Source organism: Pseudorhodoplanes sinuspersici (assembly GCF_002119765.1).
GTDB lineage: Bacteria > Pseudomonadota > Alphaproteobacteria > Rhizobiales > Xanthobacteraceae > Pseudorhodoplanes > Pseudorhodoplanes sinuspersici.
The window spans coordinates 679299-696682 of the sequence record NZ_CP021112.1 but is presented as its reverse complement, the minus strand read 5'-3'; the positions used below and the strand labels follow the sequence as shown (position 1 = coordinate 696682).

Sequence of the window (17384 nt, the reverse complement as noted above, 5' to 3'; positions counted from 1 at the left end):
TCAAGAACAGCTCACTCTCACGACGAGGGTCGCCTACAGCTAAAGCGCGAGAAAGCACTTAACGCTTTAGCCGATATCGAAGACTGGCTTGATGGCGAAGGACAGAAACGATCTCGACCATCGGCGCGGGATCGGACTATCGGTACACCTTCAGATCGGACAATTGGCTCGATACAGCGTTGGGAAAATGAGGGCGGGCTAAGCGCGTAGCACTCGCGCCGCTCATCTTGGCCTGCGTCGGCAGGGAACGTTGGCCGTTCACAGTTATGAGGTTGTCCCGACGGCAGTGAAATTGGAGTAGCACCGTCCAATACTTTGGGGCGCGTCAAATGAAGCCTGGCTTGGCAGCCGGGCTTTTTGTCGTTTGTGGTCACTTGATACCGATAGGCCGATCCGGTCTTTGTGGATGATCCAGCCAAATCCCATTTGATCGTCGTATCTTCTCGGAGGCAAAACTACTTAGTAGCAAAATTTCCTCATCAATAATTCGGTGATGGCCGAACAGCGAGCGCCACACTGATGGCGGTTGACCGACGATCACTTATCGTAGTGGGCGATGATTGTCTGAAGGGAATTGCATGACGGGCACGTGTATATTCGCCGCTCGTAATATGGCTTTTCTGGTTCGATGCGCCTCAGCCACATGGAGGCACCGCACACCAAGCACTTCGGTCGCGGATTCGGAGTGAGGTGATCATCTTTATGGGGCATCAAGTCCCTGACAGGCGAGCGCGATCGGGCCCTTTGCCACCATGTCGCTTCAGCGTGCGTCCGCGCGGGCAGTTGAACGCGGAGGTCAAACACCTCGACGATCAGCTGCTGGCAACCGTGAACGACCGCGATTTTAAGACCGAGTGATCGGCAGCGAGATCTGAAAGCGTCGGTCCGGCGCCCAAGGCGAACAGCCAAACGGCCGAGGGAGGTGTTGTTGTCGCAACCATCAGAGAGGACCTTGTCATTATCATCGGTCCGTCTGGTTCCTCTAATTCCGTTTGCCATTGTGGGATTAGCTCCGTACTCCCAGCAAGGGAGCAGAAGCCTAACGGTACGGCGGCAATATTCGTTCCGAGCAGTGGAGAGCGAAGGCGCTCCCGGGCCGCTGATGCCGATTCCGCGCGTACGCAGATGTCGAAATAGACGGAGTGGGGCCCGGGAAGGGTTGGGACATCTTTGTGGACGGAAATTTCCGGGTGTTTCACGACGTGCGGAAAACGGCCGTCTGGGGTAATGTCATAGTAAATGACATTTGGAACCGAACGGCCCCAGAACAGATTTGGTGCCTTTTCAGAACCCGATTTTATTCCCGAAGCCAAAAAGAAAACCCCGGCTCTCGGTGCGACGGAGGGGCCGGGGCAAGTCGTCCATCCATTAAGACGTGGCCGGCATGTCCGCTGGCCTTCCGTAGCTCCAATCATAGCAGAAAAGCGTGATCATTTGGTTGTCGCGACCCGTGGTCTGTCGGAGAAAATGAATGCCTTCGACCAACGGGTGATGATCGAGAGCCGTTGCTTGCCCATCAAAATCTCCATTAAACTAGGCAGAGTCAATTGAAGTCGTAGAAACAACATCACGCCGCACAACATGGTGATTGGTTTATTTGGGAGTTTGGCACCATCTGTTGAATGGCGCTTACCGCGCCATTCAACAGAAAAGGCAACTCTAATGAATAAACTCACTGTTGCATGCCTTTCGATAACAGCGATTGTTCTCTCAATATCGTCCGCCAATGCACAACAATGGAGGTCGGCAAACGCGCGGGCGCCATGGGGTACGAGCCAGTATGAGCTTGCTCCGCACCAGAGGGGTCAGCTTCCGGTGACCTGGTACGAAAAGGCCTTGGCCGATCGCGACAATAATTTATTCTAAGTCTTTCTAACTCTCGCGAGGCGGCTGATATTTCAAGTCAGTCGCCGCCCGGCTCACCAGAACACGTCGTCCGCAGAGATTGCCCATTAGCTAGCTTCAAAAGCACATCACCGTGACACGCCTCTGGTGAACACCAGCACACCAAGTCCTTGCCTTCCAGCTCGTGAAGCTGCGAAACCAGCATGCTCTGGCAGACATAGTTCTCACACTTGAGAACGTATTCAACCCGCGTGTCGGGTTGCCCCATTTGCTAGGGCGGCCGATATAGACCGATCCGGCTGGGCGCCCATCTCGTTTCTGATTCAGAACCTTCGGCATCGTTATTCGCTTATCTGCGCCGCTTGCGCCAATTCCATTGATCCGGAAATCCATCTCGGCGCTCATCGGCGATCCATTCTAGCCAAGTCCACGGTCTCATTTCTGATGCGCTTCCTGCTCATAAGCGCTGGCTATATCGGCTTCGACTTCAGCGAGGAGCTCACGTGCGACATCTTCGGACATCGGGCCAGCAGATGCGACCCCCATACCGTCCGATGCTTCTACATACCAGCCATCATCTCGATGGACGATCGTGGGGTGGTTACCGAGCGCAATTGATGCGTACTCGCGTTCGGCTGCATCTCTGTCGGCCGGGTTGCCGTGAGCGAGATAGTCGAAGACTTTGGACATGATATGCTCCGATGATCAGGTATCTGCGAGTGCTGCGTTGATCGAAAGCGGGAAGACGGAATCCATCTACCTCGTCTCGGCTGCATCTGCCGCAATGATCAGTTCTCGGCCGTCCGCCAAGCCAATGACGCCGGGCCGCCGGTTATGTCCGCAACAGGACCAGACCGTCTTGATATTGTGCGGGTAGCACCAGACCTTCGGACCGGCCTCGTCGCTCACGACCACCACCATCTTGGCTTCCCAGTCAAAATTGCAGGATGCATCACCGCAGCTCATTTGTGATCCCCTGATGTGATGTTACGGCTATCGGCTGTCGGTCGGGCTACTCGAACGCCCGGCTTCCCATCAATCATGGTGTGCTCAAGGTGTCCCTCGCACACCAGTCGGTCGATGACCTTTAAAATCTCGCTCTGCGATGGCTTAGTCATTGCTTCCTCCGTTGTCTCAAATGAGACTCGCAGAAACGATCTTGGGCGCAAGTTGAATCAACGCGGAGCACAGCTTTCTACTAAGTAGCGCGCCGTGCCATCACGGCGGCGATATAGTTTCCCTTTTGGTCCGATCTGCGAACCATTGCCATACCTTGGGGGTAAGCAAACCCGCAAAGCTTGTTTGATAGGGTATCGATTTCATCCATCGCCCAGCGAAGCGACTTAGCTAGCTGCTCCCGCTCGAACTGAAGTTTCGAGATATCTTCGGCCATGCTGTTATAGAGCGTGAGTTATTTTGTACGGCGCTCATTGATCTCTCCTGCTGTAACGGCCTGTTATCGCGTTATAGGATCCAAGCCGAATGCGGCTCGGACTTCTGTGGATTTCTGTTCCATCTCGCGCATGCCGTCGTAGTCATGATCGCCGCAGATGTAGCCGCCGCCCGCCAACATCCAAACATGATCCGCGTACTGAATGGCTCGATCCTTGAGCAACTTCTTCTCGCCTCGGCACCACATGCATGGTGCATCGAGTAAGTCGCAACCGATTTGCCCGTACCCTGACACGATGGGCACTTGATGGCGGTGACCTTAAGCGGCATGCGTCTCTCCGTTGGTGACACCAAGATAGAGGACTGCGGGCCGCTCTGACCTGACCGGCAAACCACACAATCCACAGGTGAATTGATGCTGCGATGGCTTTTCGCGGCTGCGCTCTTGTGCGTGGCCTCTCCAGTCATGGCTTTTCTAGGCCCGTGGAACGTTTACGCCCAGCCTGGCGCTATCAAGGGCTATGCCAAGGCTTCGACCGACCGATCGTGCCTGACAGGCAGACGAGGGCGGTTCTCGATCGGCTCGAGGCGCGGATCGGCAAGGTATCGATCATCTCGACTTGCCGGCCTGGCGCGGTGATCGCTGGCGCGCGCCGACCATCCTTTCACCGTACGGCATGGCGGTCGATTTCAAGACGGCGCGCACCGCTGAGGCCGTCGCCTTCCTGCGATCGCAGGGCGTCTTTGTCATGACCTACACGACCCACCGGCACATTCACTTCAACACAGGCCAGAAGGGCGTCCGCTTGGGCGCCAATGGCTATGGCCGGAACGTTTCAGCCCGGCGGAGGGCGCGGCGCTGATTGGCGCTTTCAAGCTCATTTGGGTCGCCGTCGTGGTGACCGCCTATGGGCCGCAGGTGGTCCCATTCATCGACGAAACGCAATTTAAGGCTGGCGCCGAATGCGTCGCCTTCGGCGAGACGATGAAAGATCGCACGGCCGATTTCGTCCGCGGGATGTTCGATATCCGATGGGACGCAATTGCGCTGCCGTTCGATCCCTACGATCAAGACGAAAAGCAGCGTGACGACACCCGCGCCGAAAATGAGCTTCCAGATTTTCGTAGTGTTTTCGGCGGTTTAGGGAGTGAAATCTCACCATGTATTTGATGACAATTTAGTCCGTTATTTATCGGCGGCGACAAGGGGAGGGCAAGACGCTGCACGAAAAAAATGCCTACGGCCAGGCTAACTGAGTTGCTATTGGCGCGAAATGGCAAGATCCTCTTCTCAATAGGCGCAAGATTAAATGTGCCTCTTGGTGGAGGGAAAAAAGTCAAGTTTTAAACTTCGCGCTTCCGTTATGGCTGTCGCATCGAACGGGCGCCAAACCGGCGCGCGTTCCACAGTGCGAGAGCCATTCCGTTGCAGATCGTTTCGATAACTCAATCGAGTAATTAAGGAATGGGCAAATGTTGACGAAGCGGGATTTACTTCGCTCCACCGCGGCGATTGCCGTGATCGCCGCCACGACGGCGAAGTACACCCCGGCCATTGCGCAGAACAAAGCCGATTGGCCCAACCTGTTCGAGGCCAAGGACATCGCCGAGGCAGGGTTCATCTACGGCCTGCCGATCGTGATGAACTACGCAATCATGTATGAGTACGCGGTAGATCGCAATTCGGGGCAGTTCAAGGCGCCGTTCAACCAGATCAAGAACGAGCCCAACGTCTACACCTACAAGGACACGGCAATCGTCACGCCGAACAGCGACACGCCCTATTCCTTCGTGTGGCTGGATTTGCGGGCGGAGCCGGTGGTCCTCTCGGTGCCGGCGATCGACCCGAAGCGCTACTACTCGGTCATGCTCTGCGACGGCAATACCTACAATTATGGCTATATCGGCACCCGAGCCACAGGGAGCGGTGCCGGCGACTACATGGTGGTGGGGCCCGATTGGAAGGGTGACACCCCAGCGGGCATCAAGCAGGTGTTTCGTTCGAGCACACAGTTTTCCCTCGCGGGCTATCGCACCCAGCTTTTCGGCCCGGATGATCTCGACAACGTCAAGAGGGTGCAGGCTGGCTACAAGGTACAGATGCTCTCGGCCTATCTGAAGCAGACGCCGCCGCCGGCCGCACCAACCGTCGATTTCCCCAAGATCGACAAGGAGCTCGTGAAGTCCAACTTCTTCGATTATCTCGACTTTGCGCTGCAATTCGCGCCGGCTCAAGGTAATGAGAAGGAGATACGCGCCAAGCTGGCACGCATCGGTGTCGGGCCGGGCAAGACCCTCAACTTCAAGGACCTGCCGCTGGAGCATAAGCTGGAGCTTGGCGTCGGCATGAAGGAGGGCCAACGGAAGGTCGACGAGGCCGTTTCCAATGCCGGCAAGGCGATCAATGGCTGGCGGGTTAGCGGTCTTCCGGGCGATAGCGCACACTACAATGGCGACTGGTTGAAGCGTGCCGTCGCCGCTCAGGCCGGCATTTATGGCAATGATCCGGCGGAAGCGACCTATCCGTTCACGCGCGTTGACAGCGACGGCCGCACGCTCGACGGCAGCAAGCACAATTACACACTGACCTTCCCGGCGGGACAACTGCCACCGGTGAACTCCTTCTGGTCGGTGACGATGTATGACGGCAAGAGCCAGCTTCTGATCAAGAACCCGATCGACCGTTACCTCATCAACTCGCCGATGTTGCCCGGCATGAAGAAGAATGAGGATGGCTCGCTCACCCTCTACATCCAGAAGGACAGCCCCGGCGCTGACAAGGAAGCAAATTGGCTGCCTGCACCCAATGACACGATCTATCTCGTGATGCGCCTGTACTGGCCAAAGACCGAAGCGCCATCCATCCTGCCGGCCGGTGCAGGCACCTGGCAGCCGCCCGGACTGAAACGCGTCTCATAGCGCGGCGACGATGGCGGCTTCTCGATATCCGGGCTTTTAGTTTCAGAAGTCCGGTGATGGCTGGTCGGAGACCGCTAACAGCGATTCAACGTTGGATTAGACCGGCTTATTCAACAAGCGGCGCTTGCGAATTCTCTTTTGCGCCTTGGATGCCGATGGGTCGGCGAGTTCATCTATACGTCGACCGGCCATCGCCTTGGCTGACTGTTTGCTGGCCGCTCTCTTCTCCTTCTTCGACGTCGCAGCTTTCTTCATGCCGCCCTCGAACTGCGGGAAAAGCCGAACTCGGAGGGTATTGTGCTCCTTATTCTTCAGATAGCCAACTAGCCAATGTAACCGGGCCGCAGATGGCGTATGCGCCGATTTGCGAGCTATTCGGCAGATGGACCAGCAGGTCGTGTATGTCTTGCCTGATGGGAATGCGGGAGATCCTGGTCACGCGGTTATTAGAATTTGCCCGACCGTTCCAGATGGTTTGCGTCGGAAGGTTCGCGAAATGATTATTAGAAAGTTTCGTGAGCGAATTTTGCCGCAAAAGGTTGCGGTTTGACCGGCTAGTCGCCATCTGCTCAGTGGCACCTAGCAGGAGGTGCCGCATTGAATATGAATTAGAGCATCTTGTATTAAGGCCAACTGCACCCCGTTTTCTGATTACCGATCGTGAGGTTACGCCACCACGGATATACTGGGGTTGGATAGTGCGGTGGGACATTGGGCCTGCTTCCGGACTCGGAGGCGGGTTTTTTGTTGTCCGCAACTCATCCTTTCAACTCCAAGCGAATCCGGCTATCGGCGGCGTATGCCAGACGGAGTGGGGCCCGGAGGGGGTGGGATATCTTTGTGGATGGGGCCTATAGGGTCTTCCACGACGTGCAAACCACGGCGATCGAGATCGCGCAAAATCTGCAAGGAGCGGAACAAGGACGCGTTAATAGAGATCCAAGACAATTGCACGGTGTCCGGGCAAAGCTGTTGCCGGACGGGCGGCTGGCTGAGGGCCCTGGCGCTGTGTCATGCGCATTAAAAACACCGGCCCCGGGCGTCACTGCAGGGCCGGGTTAAGTATGTTGACAGGGCCTGATCCATCCAAAATCAGGTGCGCATATAACTCTCATTGGATGCGGTTTGTTCCGGTCGGAATCGGTGTCGATCAGCCACCGGCGGGCGTCGGCAAGGGTGCGGATCACAGTGCAGTCCCACAGGGGGATCGGCTGATCGAAGCGCCGGCGCCGGTTAGCCACTAACCCACCAGCCATAGACCACGCCGGCCAAGATGATGGCGATCGCGATTACGGCGATGCCGCCGGGGTCGCGGTTCAGGGCCGCCGTAGTCGGCTGATTCTTCGTAACCGCTCGCCATCAAAACAGCCTGTCAGTCAGCGACGGATCATTATTGGCTGGCGAATTAACGCGGGTCGAGACTGGCCACGCCTCCATCTTCTTTGAGGAGTAGGGGCGAAGCAAGTCCCGCGGATCTGAGTCTGTACCAAGCCATCGATCGTAATCATTGGGGTCTAATATGACTGGCATCCGATCATGGATCTCCGAGCAAAGTTCATTCGGCTCGCAGGTGATGATGGCGAAAGTTCTAAACCATTCGCCCGTTGCCGGGTTCTTCCAGTTTTCCCAGATGTGCGATCCTTGGCCGTGATGTAATAGGGCTGCAAACGTTTCTGTCTTGGGACCGCGGCCCAGAATCCATCCATCGGCACAATACAGCGGCGTTTCGCATACGCTGCCTTGATCGGCGCGGCCGCAACATGTTCGGCCGTCGCATTGATCGGTCGAATGTCTGGATCCAGGGCCCAATGCGGGATCAAGCCCCAACTTAAAGCGTCGAGTGTGCGCTCGCCGGTTTCCGGACTGCGCCGGATCACCGGCAGCGCCGGCTTGGTGACGCGTTGTAGTTCGGCTTTCGCAATTCCGGAGGCAACTTGTCACCGAAATCAATCTTGTTTTTGATCTCGCTGATATCAATCGGCAATTTTGCACGTCCGCACATAGTCATTGCCTCCGACCCAACGGTTCTTGGCGTCGCCTCTGCCCCTCCAGGTGGGATCGAATTTGAGATCGTTAAACCGCACGCGGAATTTTTCCGCGTCGGCCTCATCTGAAAAGCAGTAGAGATTGAAACGCCATCTCTCACAACGGCGGCGCGACGAGGCGCATGCGAAGGAAGTGCGCCATAGAAAGTCTCCACTGCGTGAAAAAATTTCTATAACATCTAGATGCGGCAGCGCGACCTGATAGGGCCAATCGCGATCAACCGCCTTGCGTGTCAGCTCGCCTTTTCGATGCACCACGACGCGCATATCCCGCAGACATTTTGTAGTGGCGTTCGCCAGCTCACTTTCCAAAAAAAGCATTCGCGATCAGCAGCGCGCGTATTGTGGCGCGCAAATCGCCGCCGCATGCTGCTATTGCCGCATCCACGTCCTGCTCAATGTCGTCAATCAATGGACCGTCTGCCGTTCGACAATCTCGCCACTGAATTTCCGGCGGAAGTTTCGCGCCACCCTCGCGTCCTTGAAGCCAACGCGCATGCATTCGAGGCCGTCCGACCGATATTCGGAGGCGCTCCAGACGTCGTGCGGCTCGCAGAATTTGACGATGGCGGCAAGGATCGGGCCGGTCAGTTGATAGGGTAGGTCCACCTGGAACGGATAACTGACGTCCAGCAGAGCGGCCCATTGGGCATGCGTTTCGTCGCTGAATAGATCCATCGCGGTTGCTCCTGGCACTAGAATGTTCTTCATTTGTTCTCATGGCGCTGCTAGAGTCAATCGCCCGGTAGTTGAAAGGCGCTCGTCCGAGTACGCACTCGGATGGCTTCCACCGTTTATTTCGTCGCGATTCCTTTCTCTCGAACTGAGGACGACCTTGTCCCGGGACAAGCGCAAGAGTGCCAGAGCGCCAATGCGGTGGCGGCTCTCGCAAGAGCCATGGCCCGCATTAATGGCAATGTCGGTGCCGTCGCTTTCAAGCGAGCTGGTGATCCAAGTATCGGCGAGTTCGGTGATGCGGAGATTTTGTTGAAGGCGGGCGAGACTCCAGAGGATCTCAGTAAGCGTTGATTTGATCCCTGCTGATTTTTGTAACGCGCGTCAACGGAGCGCCGTAGCTGTGTTGCCGTTCGGACCGACAGTCAGTTTGAGCACACAAGGCGGCATATCTGGCACGTAGACTCTCTGGGCGCTTTCTTGTTTTCGGGCCGCAGCCTCCACGTCGCTCTGCCAACGTCCGGCAACAAGAACATTTTCTGAGCCGCACCTGGAGAGCAAAGTCCATCCTCGTCGAACGATAACTGAACGGTAGCCGCAACCGATTTTGGGCTCATATTTTCGTTGGCACTTTGCGATCGCTTCAGCAATAGCAGCGCTGGTGTACGGCTGCGTCGCAACGCCCCATGTCCCGTCCGGCGCTATCGCAGCTGCGGTAATGCCGAACGTCCAATCAAGATTGCTTTGGTCGAACTCGGTCGTGCGCACAGCCTGCGCGAACGAGCTATTAAGGGAGCCGAGTCCGATGAAGGCAGCTAATCCCAACACTACGGCATATTTAGCGCGCATATTAGCACCCATCTGACCGCGTGGTCGGGTGCGTAGTAACGATTCTCGTCTCCGGATAATGTGAGCGGCATCATACTGAAGCGATCAAAGCGCTGTGATCGCCGAAAAGACTTTACGTCTGCTTATCAATCCTAATAGGGAAGCAGCGGGACTTGCTAGCCAGCAGAGCCCCAAATTGGCGATTAGGCATGTGAAACTGCTGGCGGAACAAAGCCATCCGTTTTTTTGGCTTGATGTCCGGCTTCTACAGCCGGCGCTCCGCCCCGAGCTTACCAACCCCTCAAAAACATTAAGCCTCGGGGAGGGGGGCAGTATCCGCCGGCGCAAAATATGCCCCGTAGCAGATGACTGGCATTTACGCTCAATGCCAATGCTCGTTCAGTCAGTAAAAGCTCCTTTCATATGGCGCGATCGATATCTGTGCCTGGAGTTCCGATCGGACGGCGATGAATGCGCGCTGACAACTACCAGATGGCGTTCCTTGGAGATGCACAGTCCACCTTCCAGGGACGTCGCTTTGAATTATTGGGCCAAATTTTGCTCCGCGGCATGCCGGCGTATTCCCTAGCGCCTCGTTGAGCAGCTTAGAAATCTCGGATTCGCTACGGCGCAACCGCTGATGACTGTGCATTCCTCGACCTCCTGTTCTTGACACGCCTAATATGGCACCCGAGGCCATGGGAGGGAGAACACGTCTTCGTGCTTGCTAGGTGTCAGCGCTGTCGCCTTCGATAAAAAGCAAATCCGCACACTAGAATTAGCGTGCAGATCATTATGGCCGCCGAAAAACCACTCCAAAAATCCATAGCTTAATGCGCCCCTTCATCTATCTCGTGTCAGTGATGTGCTTGTCCCAGAGCAGCAATGTCTCCATGCACCAGATCCGCCGGCCGATCCGGTCAAGGCCGCTCTCGGAGCGGCGACCCAGGGTGATATTCTGTCGGCGTCCTGGCTACCCTCTTGGTCTTCTCCCGAAACCACTCAATGTCATTGGGGCGCATCTCTCCGAATTGCCAATTCATTTCTTGCTCCCCTGTGTTACTTGCCCAGTAACGCTGCGCGCAGGCGATCTGGTTGTAATCATAACAAGTGTAATTACTAAGACAGATGTGAGGCCGAGACCGAAATCAATCCACTGTCCACCGAAAGCCCTGTCGATGGCGATGAGCAAAAGCACGCCAGTCATCAGTCCGTGCCAATAGTAATTGTGCATGGCCACTCGCTTATCTGCTCGGCGTTTCGATGATTGTGAGGCCGCGATTGCTCAAATCGTATAACACCCGCTCGGCGAGGAACGCACCCCAATCGCTTAGCCATGGCGCATCAGGATAGCCGTTGTCAGCATAATTGTTCGGGACGGGCATCTTGTCGGCCGTTTCGATTGCATAGGCTATGGCTTCCTTGATATTGGCCGCGTTCATTTCTGCCTCGCTGTTCGCTTATCTCCGTCGTCAGGTTAATTCAATTCCGGGCGCCATGGGGTTCTGGAGCCATCGAGCCTCGCCCTCCATCACAAGATAGCCGCACGCATCATAAAGCCGATCCTTCTCAGGATCATTTCCCTTGGTGAATCGTTGAGGCAACAAATAACGATTCCCGTGCTGCGTTGCCTTGAGCCAGATGTCTTTCGAAAGGGTCTTCATCCGCTCAATTTCTTCTCCGTCATCGGGCGCGCTTCCTGCTCATAAGCGCTGGCTATATCGGCTTCGACTTCAGCGAGGAGCTCACGTGCGACATCTTCGGACATCGGGCCAGCAGATGCGACCCCCATACCGTCCGATGCTTCTACATACCAGCCATCATCTCGATGGACGATCGTGGGGTGGTTACCGAGCGCAATTGATGCGTACTCGCGTTCGGCTGCATCTCTGTCGGCCGGGTTGCCGTGAGCGAGATAGTCGAAGACTTTGGACATGATATGCTCCGATGATCAGGTATCTGCGAGTGCTGCGTTGATCGAAAGCGGGAAGACGGAATCCATCTACCTCGTCTCGGCTGCATCTGCCGCAATGATCAGTTCTCGGCCGTCCGCCAAGCCAATGACGCCGGGCCGCCGGTTATGTCCGCAACAGGACCAGACCGTCTTGATATTGTGCGGGTAGCACCAGACCTTCGGACCGGCCTCGTCGCTCACGACCACCACCATCTTGGCTTCCCAGTCAAAATTGCAGGATGCATCACCGCAGCTCATTTGTGATCCCCTGATGTGATGTATGCGGACTACTCGTCGACTGCTATCTGTACTGCGGCCGTCAGAGTGGTGGCTGGTGATGTGGGAGCGTCTTACCCGCGCATCCAGAAGCTAAAAAGAAGCGTTTTCCAACACCGGAGCTATAATGATTTTTCTATATCGGCGAGACTCGTCTCTCCACCGTCGAGCATGACAATTTCAGCCCCGGGGTACCGTTGGCATTCAAGCAGATTGCAAAAAATCACTCGTCCGCTAGCGGCTGATCAAACAGCGTTCTGTCTTGCTTGATTGGTGTGGAAATTCTGCTGCGGCTGGCCGGAGTGAAGCCGAACTCTGATGCAATCCGCATCATGATTTCGGCTTGGCGATTGGCGATCGAGACGTAGGGCGACTGGATCGGATAGCCTGTCGGCGACTTCACCATGGTTCCGAATTTCTGGATGTTTTCTGTGGCTTCGGCCCACAACGAGTAGGCACCGCAATAGGCGGCGAGGGCGGCGCGATCGAGCTGTGTCAGTATTCGCAACTTGTTGAGTTCGATCGATAGACGTTGCCATTCCCTCTGAGCGACCGGACCGAGTTCGGGTGGGCAATCCGGGATCTCTGCATCCGGCTTGGGTTCGTTCATGTTGAATGGCCTCTTTCCCGGATTGCCGGTCAGCATTTTCAGGCGGGTGGGTTTGGGGCGACGGCCTCTCATGGCTGGGTCGACTTTGTATTTAGTTCGACAGGCTCGGTCTGTGTTGCACCGGGCGCAATGTCATAAGACTCGTGGACATCGCGCGAAGTGCTGCTGTCAGTCTGCTGTGCTGCCCGCATGTTGGCAATGTCCTCGAAGCTTTGGCCATCGCCTGCATGGGTTGCGACTCGTCCTACGAACGCCTGCCATCGGCGCACGACGACATCGACATAGCGCGGGTCGATCTCCATCGCATAGCAGACGCGGCCGGTCGTCTCGGCCGCGATCAACGTGGTTCCGCTGCCGAGGAACGGATCATAGACCGCCTGCCCGAATTCGGTGTTGTTGAGCATCGGCCGACGCATGCATTCGACTGGCTTTTGTGTGCCATGGACCGTTTCGGTGTCCTGGCCGCCACTGGAAATAGTCCAAAGGGTCGTCTGCTTGCGATCGCCGGTCCAGTTGCCTTTCGTGCGGACTGCATACCAGCAAGGCTCATGCTGCCAGTGATAATCCCCGCGGCCGATGACGAGCCGCTCCTTCGCCCAGATGATTTGGGCGCGAATCTGAAAGCCCTGCTGTTCAAGGCTCTTGGCCACCGTGGAGGAATGCAGAGCGCCATGCCAAACATAGGCGATTGTGCCCGGGAAGAGGCGCCATGTCTCAGACCAATCAGCGCGTTCATCGTTTTGTACCTTCCCGATCCGCGACGATTTGTTGACGCCGCTACGATGGCGCCAGGTCGGATCGTATTTCACGCCGTAAGGCGGGTCGGTGACCATCAGGATCGGCTCCGCCGAGCCGAGGAGGGCGGCAACGGTTTCGGGATCGGTGCTGTCGCCACAGGCGATGCGATGGTCGCCAAGACACCAGATGTCGTTCGGCTGGGTAACAGCACTGTCGGACAGGGCCGGGATATCGTTTTCATCAGTCAGGCCTCCCTCGCCAAGCGGCGAAAGCGCAACTGCCAATTCCTTTTTGGTGAAGCCGAGGCCAGACAGATCGGCGCCGATAGCTGACAGATCCTGGAGTTCTAGCTGGAGCAGCTCGGCATCCCAGCCGGCGTTCATTGCTATTCGGTTGTCTGCAAGCATCAGCTGTCGTCGTTGGACTTCGGAAAGACCCGCAAGGACGATCACCGGGACCTCCGACAAACCGAGGAGCCGCGCAGCCGCCAACCGGCCATGGCCTGCAATCACATCCTTGTCGTCGCCGACGAGGATCGGATTGGAAAAGCCGAATGCACGAATTGAGCCCGCAATCTCTGCTACCTGCGCATCGCTATGAGTCCGGGCATTGCGCGGGGAGGGCACCAGCAAGTGGATCGGCCAATGCTCAAGTCGGAGCATGCTCAGCTGATCTTCCCCAACTGAAGTCGTGAACGTTTCCATTGATTGTCCTCGCGTGGTTAAGGGACCCCCCCCCACCCTGAATTTCGCGACTATTTTTCAGGGCCGGGGAGGAAACGCCGAACGCAACACGCAACAAACGCCGCTACACAGCACGCTCACAAACCGGCTACGCGACGCTCCGGATCAAAAAAAAAGTTCTCGAAACGCGAGCAAAGGTTTGTGTTGCGAGCCCACCGGTGTCGGATCGAAACCATCCAGACTTTCGACCGCCCCCCGGGCGGATGAAAATAAATCGGGAAATAATGCAGCCGTCGGCGCGATACGATTGTCGTTCGCTGCAAGCGCCCATTGAAATGACTCTGCTTTTTCGGCTGACCCTCGGCCGGCACTGTTTGAAACGACCAAAGAGCGTCCCAAAATTCTCGGCTGCGGAAAAAAAATCCCTGAGTGAGAGGGGCGCAGGTCCGTAAGCAGTCGAAGTTGCAGACTTTGATCCGCCCCCCATCCCAAAGGCAGTGGGCTTTTTGTATTCAATTTCGACTTGTTGCGAATGAAGGCTGGGCGCCGGTCCGACAAAATGTCGCGCCGGAGTTTCAATACCCCCCGGGGTGGTGGTGACCGAAGCGTCAACGCTCCGGTGCTCAAAGCAAACCGCGATGTTGGCGACGGAGTCCTCGGTCATGTTGCTAGCCCGGGAGCAGATTGGGGTGCCTCACCCTCAACTAAGACGCCGCGCCGGTGAAGTTCTGCGAGAATATGCTTGATGCCATCACCAACGATCGCAAGCTCTGCGTCCGTTGCTGCAGACGAAAGTGCAGGGTCGATAGCAGACAGGATATGGGCGAATAGTTGCTCGTGAAGTGAGAAGCGTTGGGTGAGGGCGTTGCTCCAACGTCGTTCTGCCGCGTTGCGAGCGGCATCCGAGCTTTTTGGCTGCTTCACGTGAAGCTGGCTTGCAGGCTGTTGAATTGGCTTCGCAATCAACTCCATCGTATTGGTTGCGACTTCGTTTATCGACTTGCACGTACGATCAATTTCTTTCTTCGAGAGTCCGCCAGAAAAGGTTTCGTAGGAATGGTTATTGGTAGGACAGGTTTGTGTGACACCTGAGTCATCGGCCGACTGACTCGATTGACAGGCGTTATCTGCCAGCTTTGTCCTGTCAAAACGTGAGCGATGCAGATCCCGGCGGCGCGCCCAATCGGCATTCACCTCCCGAAATCGCGTCCAGATTGGTTCGTATTGATTGCAGTAGAAGTTGCCGCCGTGTTTGAAGCGCTTGAAATAACCGTCTTCGACCAGTCGGTTCACCGCCCGGACAATCGACCGTTCGCTTAATTGAAGGAGTGTGGCAAGTGTATCCATTGATGGATCGCAACGACGGTTTGTGCGGTTGTAATGTTCGAGTAACGCAGTTGCGACGCGCTTGTGACCGGTCGGAAGGTCGCTCAATCCGACGGCTTTGAACGCAATTGAAAGATCGCCCTTGCGCATAATATCTGGCCTCCTGACGCCGTAGTTCTTACAAAAGCGGAAATGATCTCAGCTATAGCAAGGAGAAAGTTTAAAGAGCGAACTGGGCCGTAAACAAAGGGAGTTGGTAGAACACGCTGCAGGAGGTCATTGCGTTTCGTAACTCGCAACCAAAGTACGGCCATGCCGGCATGGGTCCACGGGAGTTAAAGGATTCGCTGCGTGTCAGGATCCTTAGTCAGGCAATTCTGAGGCCTAACAACATTCTGATCCACATAGGCCAGCAAGTCCGAATATCGATACCGAATCGCTCGTCCTATGCGAATGAACGCCGGGCCAGCTCCGCCGCACCGCCAGGATTGCAGCGTGCGGACCGAGACACGCAGAATATCGCTGGCCTCAATCTCATTGAGTAAGTCGTCGGATTGCCGAGGCTTTCGTGAAGGGATCATTGCTCCGTCTCGCGTTGGTTACCATTCCATACGCTTGACATCGCTGGAGCGCTTTTACACGGGACAAGAGGGGACATGTCCTAATGTCCCGATGTCCCGGCTCCTGTCCCGTCCCATGTGGAGTTATGTGTTTGATCTGACTGTGCGTAATCGCCTGATCAACTTTGTCAGGGCATCCATCTGATCGGCTGTGGAGTGCGGAGTCGGCAAATGTGGGGCGATCTCGTTTGCGATCGCCCGTGGTGTAAGGTGTTCGGAACAAATATCAATTCCACGTGCGAGGGCCGCCTCGGTCACTTGCTCGCTTTTCGGTCGATGGCGAGAGTTTTCGCCCGGTTTTTTCAACGTGATTCTGAGGCCGGTCCGGCTTGCGGAAGGGGCCGGTTGCGAAGCGAGCACATGAAAGGCTCCTTCGGGCAGTGTCAGGAAAATCCCGGTCCATCGGGGCTCCACGTTTCGGCTTGCGCCTTCGAATAGGTCGCTGTTTTTGACGTCGAAGCTCATGCTGCTGCGCGACCATTGTCTAGGACTAATCGGCTGCTCTACCCCAGTGCTCGAGAAGGTACCGTGAGCAATAATGGAGCCAGAGCTCAGGAGCCTTCGGAGAGCGGCCCAGCGATCGGCTAGAGCATTTGCCGCAGCAACCATACTAACCGTTGGCTTCGGTGACGGTTCACCGGCCCAAAATACTATTTGACGTACAAACTCGAATCCCAGGTCTTCTGCGGATTGATCGAGCGGCCACTTAAAGTCGACGAATGGGCCAGGATATTGTCCTTCCTGGAAGACGGCCCGATCGGTGCCGGCGCTTGTGACGCGTTCGCCACAAGCGACAACCTCTGGATCTTCCAAGACACATTTCCGGAATGCTTCAGCAAGCGTGAGTCCGGCAATGCGTTGTGGCGTGCATTTGTCGTGAACAAAAGGAAATAGCCTAACGTTGTAATGAACGTTCGACGGGTAGGCACGTTCAACCAAGCACGACTTTTCCAAGTCCTTGATCTGCAAGCTGTCCCAAACAAGCGGCACAATCGGAGTGGTTGGCGCGCTAACCCCGTCTTTAGAGGAGTATGGGAACAAACGTTCGTCCTTGACCAATTTCCAAACGGAAAGCGTCACAGCTTCGAATGCTGATTGTGCCGCGATTTGAGCAATTTTCCTTTTTCCCTCGAATTGCTCCGAATGCACTTCAGTTCCGCTGGAAAGTCTTTTGCAAAGGTCATCATAGGCGGACCTCGTCAACGTCCACTGCTTCCAGAGGTGCGGAGCCGCGGTTCGTTCGAGGCTCTTTTGGAGCGTCCAACCGTTTACCGCGGAGGAATTCGCATTGTCTTCAGTCATTTTCGTCGTCGCACAACAGTTGACGTCGCCGAATCACGGCTGCGCCGAGAATTTTGTCACCTCGCTCAGGTAAGGCACTCTTAAAGTTGCTTCCGCAATTTCCATGGAGCTGCAGCCTCTACGCCTGGCTACCTTTGTCTTCGCTAAACATCTGTGACCTCTCGACAATTG

At 56.0% G+C, this 17384-nt stretch carries 23 protein-coding genes; 5 read left to right on the top strand and 18 right to left on the bottom strand.

The annotated features are described in order from the left end of the window. Positions 1-1239: 1239 nt before the first annotated feature. Positions 1240-1551 (top strand): hypothetical protein, encoded by a 312-nt coding sequence (locus CAK95_RS29695; RefSeq protein WP_147413745.1) that lies wholly within the window; start codon positions 1240-1242, stop codon positions 1549-1551. Between the two features lie 352 nt (positions 1552-1903). On the opposite strand, the gene CAK95_RS29815 is transcribed toward CAK95_RS29695, so the two are convergent. The 3 genes from CAK95_RS29815 to CAK95_RS03520 form a co-directional block, all read right to left on the bottom strand. Beyond that, positions 1904-2050 (bottom strand): DUF4326 domain-containing protein, encoded by a 147-nt coding sequence (locus CAK95_RS29815; RefSeq protein ID WP_245303774.1) that lies wholly within the window; start codon positions 2048-2050, stop codon positions 1904-1906. 230 nt (positions 2051-2280) lie between these two features. Continuing rightward, entirely contained in the window at positions 2281-2535 is a 255-nt protein-coding gene (locus CAK95_RS03525) for a hypothetical protein (RefSeq protein ID WP_086086637.1), read from the bottom strand. Between the two features lie 66 nt (positions 2536-2601). Next, positions 2602-2811, bottom strand: a complete 210-nt coding sequence (locus CAK95_RS03520; RefSeq protein ID WP_086086609.1) for a hypothetical protein — start codon at positions 2809-2811, stop codon at positions 2602-2604. 1046 nt (positions 2812-3857) lie between these two features. Here CAK95_RS03520 and CAK95_RS03505 point away from each other — a divergent pair. From CAK95_RS03505 to CAK95_RS03495, 3 genes are all read left to right on the top strand, one after another. After that, positions 3858-4100 carry a hypothetical protein gene (locus CAK95_RS03505; protein ID WP_086086631.1) on the top strand — a complete coding sequence of 81 codons (243 nt, stop codon included), beginning with the start codon at positions 3858-3860 and terminating at the stop codon, positions 4098-4100. A 32-nt stretch (positions 4101-4132) separates the two neighbouring features. Then, a complete protein-coding gene (locus tag CAK95_RS03500) occupies positions 4133-4408 on the top strand; it encodes a hypothetical protein (RefSeq protein ID WP_086086629.1) in 276 nt (91 codons plus the stop codon). A 302-nt stretch (positions 4409-4710) separates the two neighbouring features. After that, on the top strand, positions 4711-6156 hold the full coding sequence (locus CAK95_RS03495; protein WP_086086627.1) for a DUF1254 domain-containing protein: 1446 nt from the start codon (positions 4711-4713) through the stop codon (positions 6154-6156). A gap of 96 nt (positions 6157-6252) precedes the next feature. Here the strand turns inward: CAK95_RS03495 and CAK95_RS29005 are convergent, their stop codons facing one another. The 5 genes from CAK95_RS29005 to CAK95_RS29555 all read right to left on the bottom strand — a co-directional run bounded on the left by CAK95_RS29005 (position 6253) and on the right by CAK95_RS29555 (position 8879). Next, positions 6253-6411, bottom strand: coding sequence for a hypothetical protein (locus CAK95_RS29005; RefSeq protein ID WP_157699523.1), 159 nt, complete (start codon positions 6409-6411; stop codon positions 6253-6255). A 1104-nt stretch (positions 6412-7515) separates the two neighbouring features. Next, positions 7516-7731, bottom strand: a complete 216-nt coding sequence (locus CAK95_RS30395; protein WP_425349693.1) for an SOS response-associated peptidase family protein — start codon at positions 7729-7731, stop codon at positions 7516-7518. Further along, positions 7671-8033 (bottom strand): SOS response-associated peptidase family protein, encoded by a 363-nt coding sequence (locus CAK95_RS30390; protein WP_086086624.1) that lies wholly within the window; start codon positions 8031-8033, stop codon positions 7671-7673. The genes CAK95_RS30395 and CAK95_RS30390 overlap by 61 nt, the downstream gene beginning before the upstream one ends. A gap of 96 nt (positions 8034-8129) precedes the next feature. Beyond that, on the bottom strand, positions 8130-8522 hold the full coding sequence (locus CAK95_RS03480) for a hypothetical protein (RefSeq protein WP_147413751.1): 393 nt from the start codon (positions 8520-8522) through the stop codon (positions 8130-8132). Between the two features lie 87 nt (positions 8523-8609). Further along, positions 8610-8879, bottom strand: coding sequence for a hypothetical protein (locus CAK95_RS29555; RefSeq protein ID WP_086086620.1), 270 nt, complete (start codon positions 8877-8879; stop codon positions 8610-8612). A gap of 102 nt (positions 8880-8981) precedes the next feature. Between CAK95_RS29555 and CAK95_RS03470 the strand changes: the two genes are divergently transcribed. Continuing rightward, positions 8982-9230 carry a hypothetical protein gene (locus CAK95_RS03470; RefSeq protein ID WP_086086618.1) on the top strand — a complete coding sequence of 83 codons (249 nt, stop codon included), beginning with the start codon at positions 8982-8984 and terminating at the stop codon, positions 9228-9230. 30 nt (positions 9231-9260) lie between these two features. Here the strand turns inward: CAK95_RS03470 and CAK95_RS03465 are convergent, their stop codons facing one another. From CAK95_RS03465 to CAK95_RS03420, 10 genes are all read right to left on the bottom strand, one after another. After that, the gene (locus CAK95_RS03465) at positions 9261-9737 is read right to left on the bottom strand and encodes a hypothetical protein (protein WP_086086616.1); all 477 of its coding nucleotides are present in this window, start codon (positions 9735-9737) and stop codon (positions 9261-9263) included. Between the two features lie 1211 nt (positions 9738-10948). Continuing rightward, on the bottom strand, positions 10949-11146 hold the full coding sequence (locus tag CAK95_RS03460) for a hypothetical protein (protein ID WP_086086614.1): 198 nt from the start codon (positions 11144-11146) through the stop codon (positions 10949-10951). A gap of 30 nt (positions 11147-11176) precedes the next feature. Further along, positions 11177-11368: a hypothetical protein gene (locus tag CAK95_RS03455; protein WP_086086612.1), complete on the bottom strand. Its 192-nt coding sequence runs from the start codon at positions 11366-11368 to the stop codon at positions 11177-11179. Next, positions 11365-11640, bottom strand: coding sequence for a hypothetical protein (locus tag CAK95_RS03450; RefSeq protein ID WP_086086610.1), 276 nt, complete (start codon positions 11638-11640; stop codon positions 11365-11367). The genes CAK95_RS03455 and CAK95_RS03450 overlap by 4 nt, the downstream gene beginning before the upstream one ends. 66 nt (positions 11641-11706) lie before the next feature. Beyond that, positions 11707-11916: a hypothetical protein gene (locus CAK95_RS03445; RefSeq protein WP_086086609.1), complete on the bottom strand. Its 210-nt coding sequence runs from the start codon at positions 11914-11916 to the stop codon at positions 11707-11709. 241 nt (positions 11917-12157) lie between these two features. After that, the gene (locus CAK95_RS03440; protein ID WP_245303610.1) at positions 12158-12544 is read right to left on the bottom strand and encodes a phage terminase small subunit P27 family; all 387 of its coding nucleotides are present in this window, start codon (positions 12542-12544) and stop codon (positions 12158-12160) included. A gap of 68 nt (positions 12545-12612) precedes the next feature. Beyond that, the gene (locus tag CAK95_RS03435) at positions 12613-13944 is read right to left on the bottom strand and encodes a site-specific DNA-methyltransferase (RefSeq protein ID WP_245303609.1); all 1332 of its coding nucleotides are present in this window, start codon (positions 13942-13944) and stop codon (positions 12613-12615) included. A gap of 681 nt (positions 13945-14625) precedes the next feature. Next, positions 14626-15441: a helix-turn-helix domain-containing protein gene (locus CAK95_RS03430; RefSeq protein ID WP_086086603.1), complete on the bottom strand. Its 816-nt coding sequence runs from the start codon at positions 15439-15441 to the stop codon at positions 14626-14628. 185 nt (positions 15442-15626) lie between these two features. Beyond that, entirely contained in the window at positions 15627-15872 is a 246-nt protein-coding gene (locus tag CAK95_RS03425; RefSeq protein ID WP_086086601.1) for a helix-turn-helix domain-containing protein, read from the bottom strand. A 123-nt stretch (positions 15873-15995) separates the two neighbouring features. After that, positions 15996-17213 (bottom strand): hypothetical protein, encoded by a 1218-nt coding sequence (locus CAK95_RS03420; protein ID WP_086086599.1) that lies wholly within the window; start codon positions 17211-17213, stop codon positions 15996-15998. Positions 17214-17384: the final 171 nt, after the last annotated feature.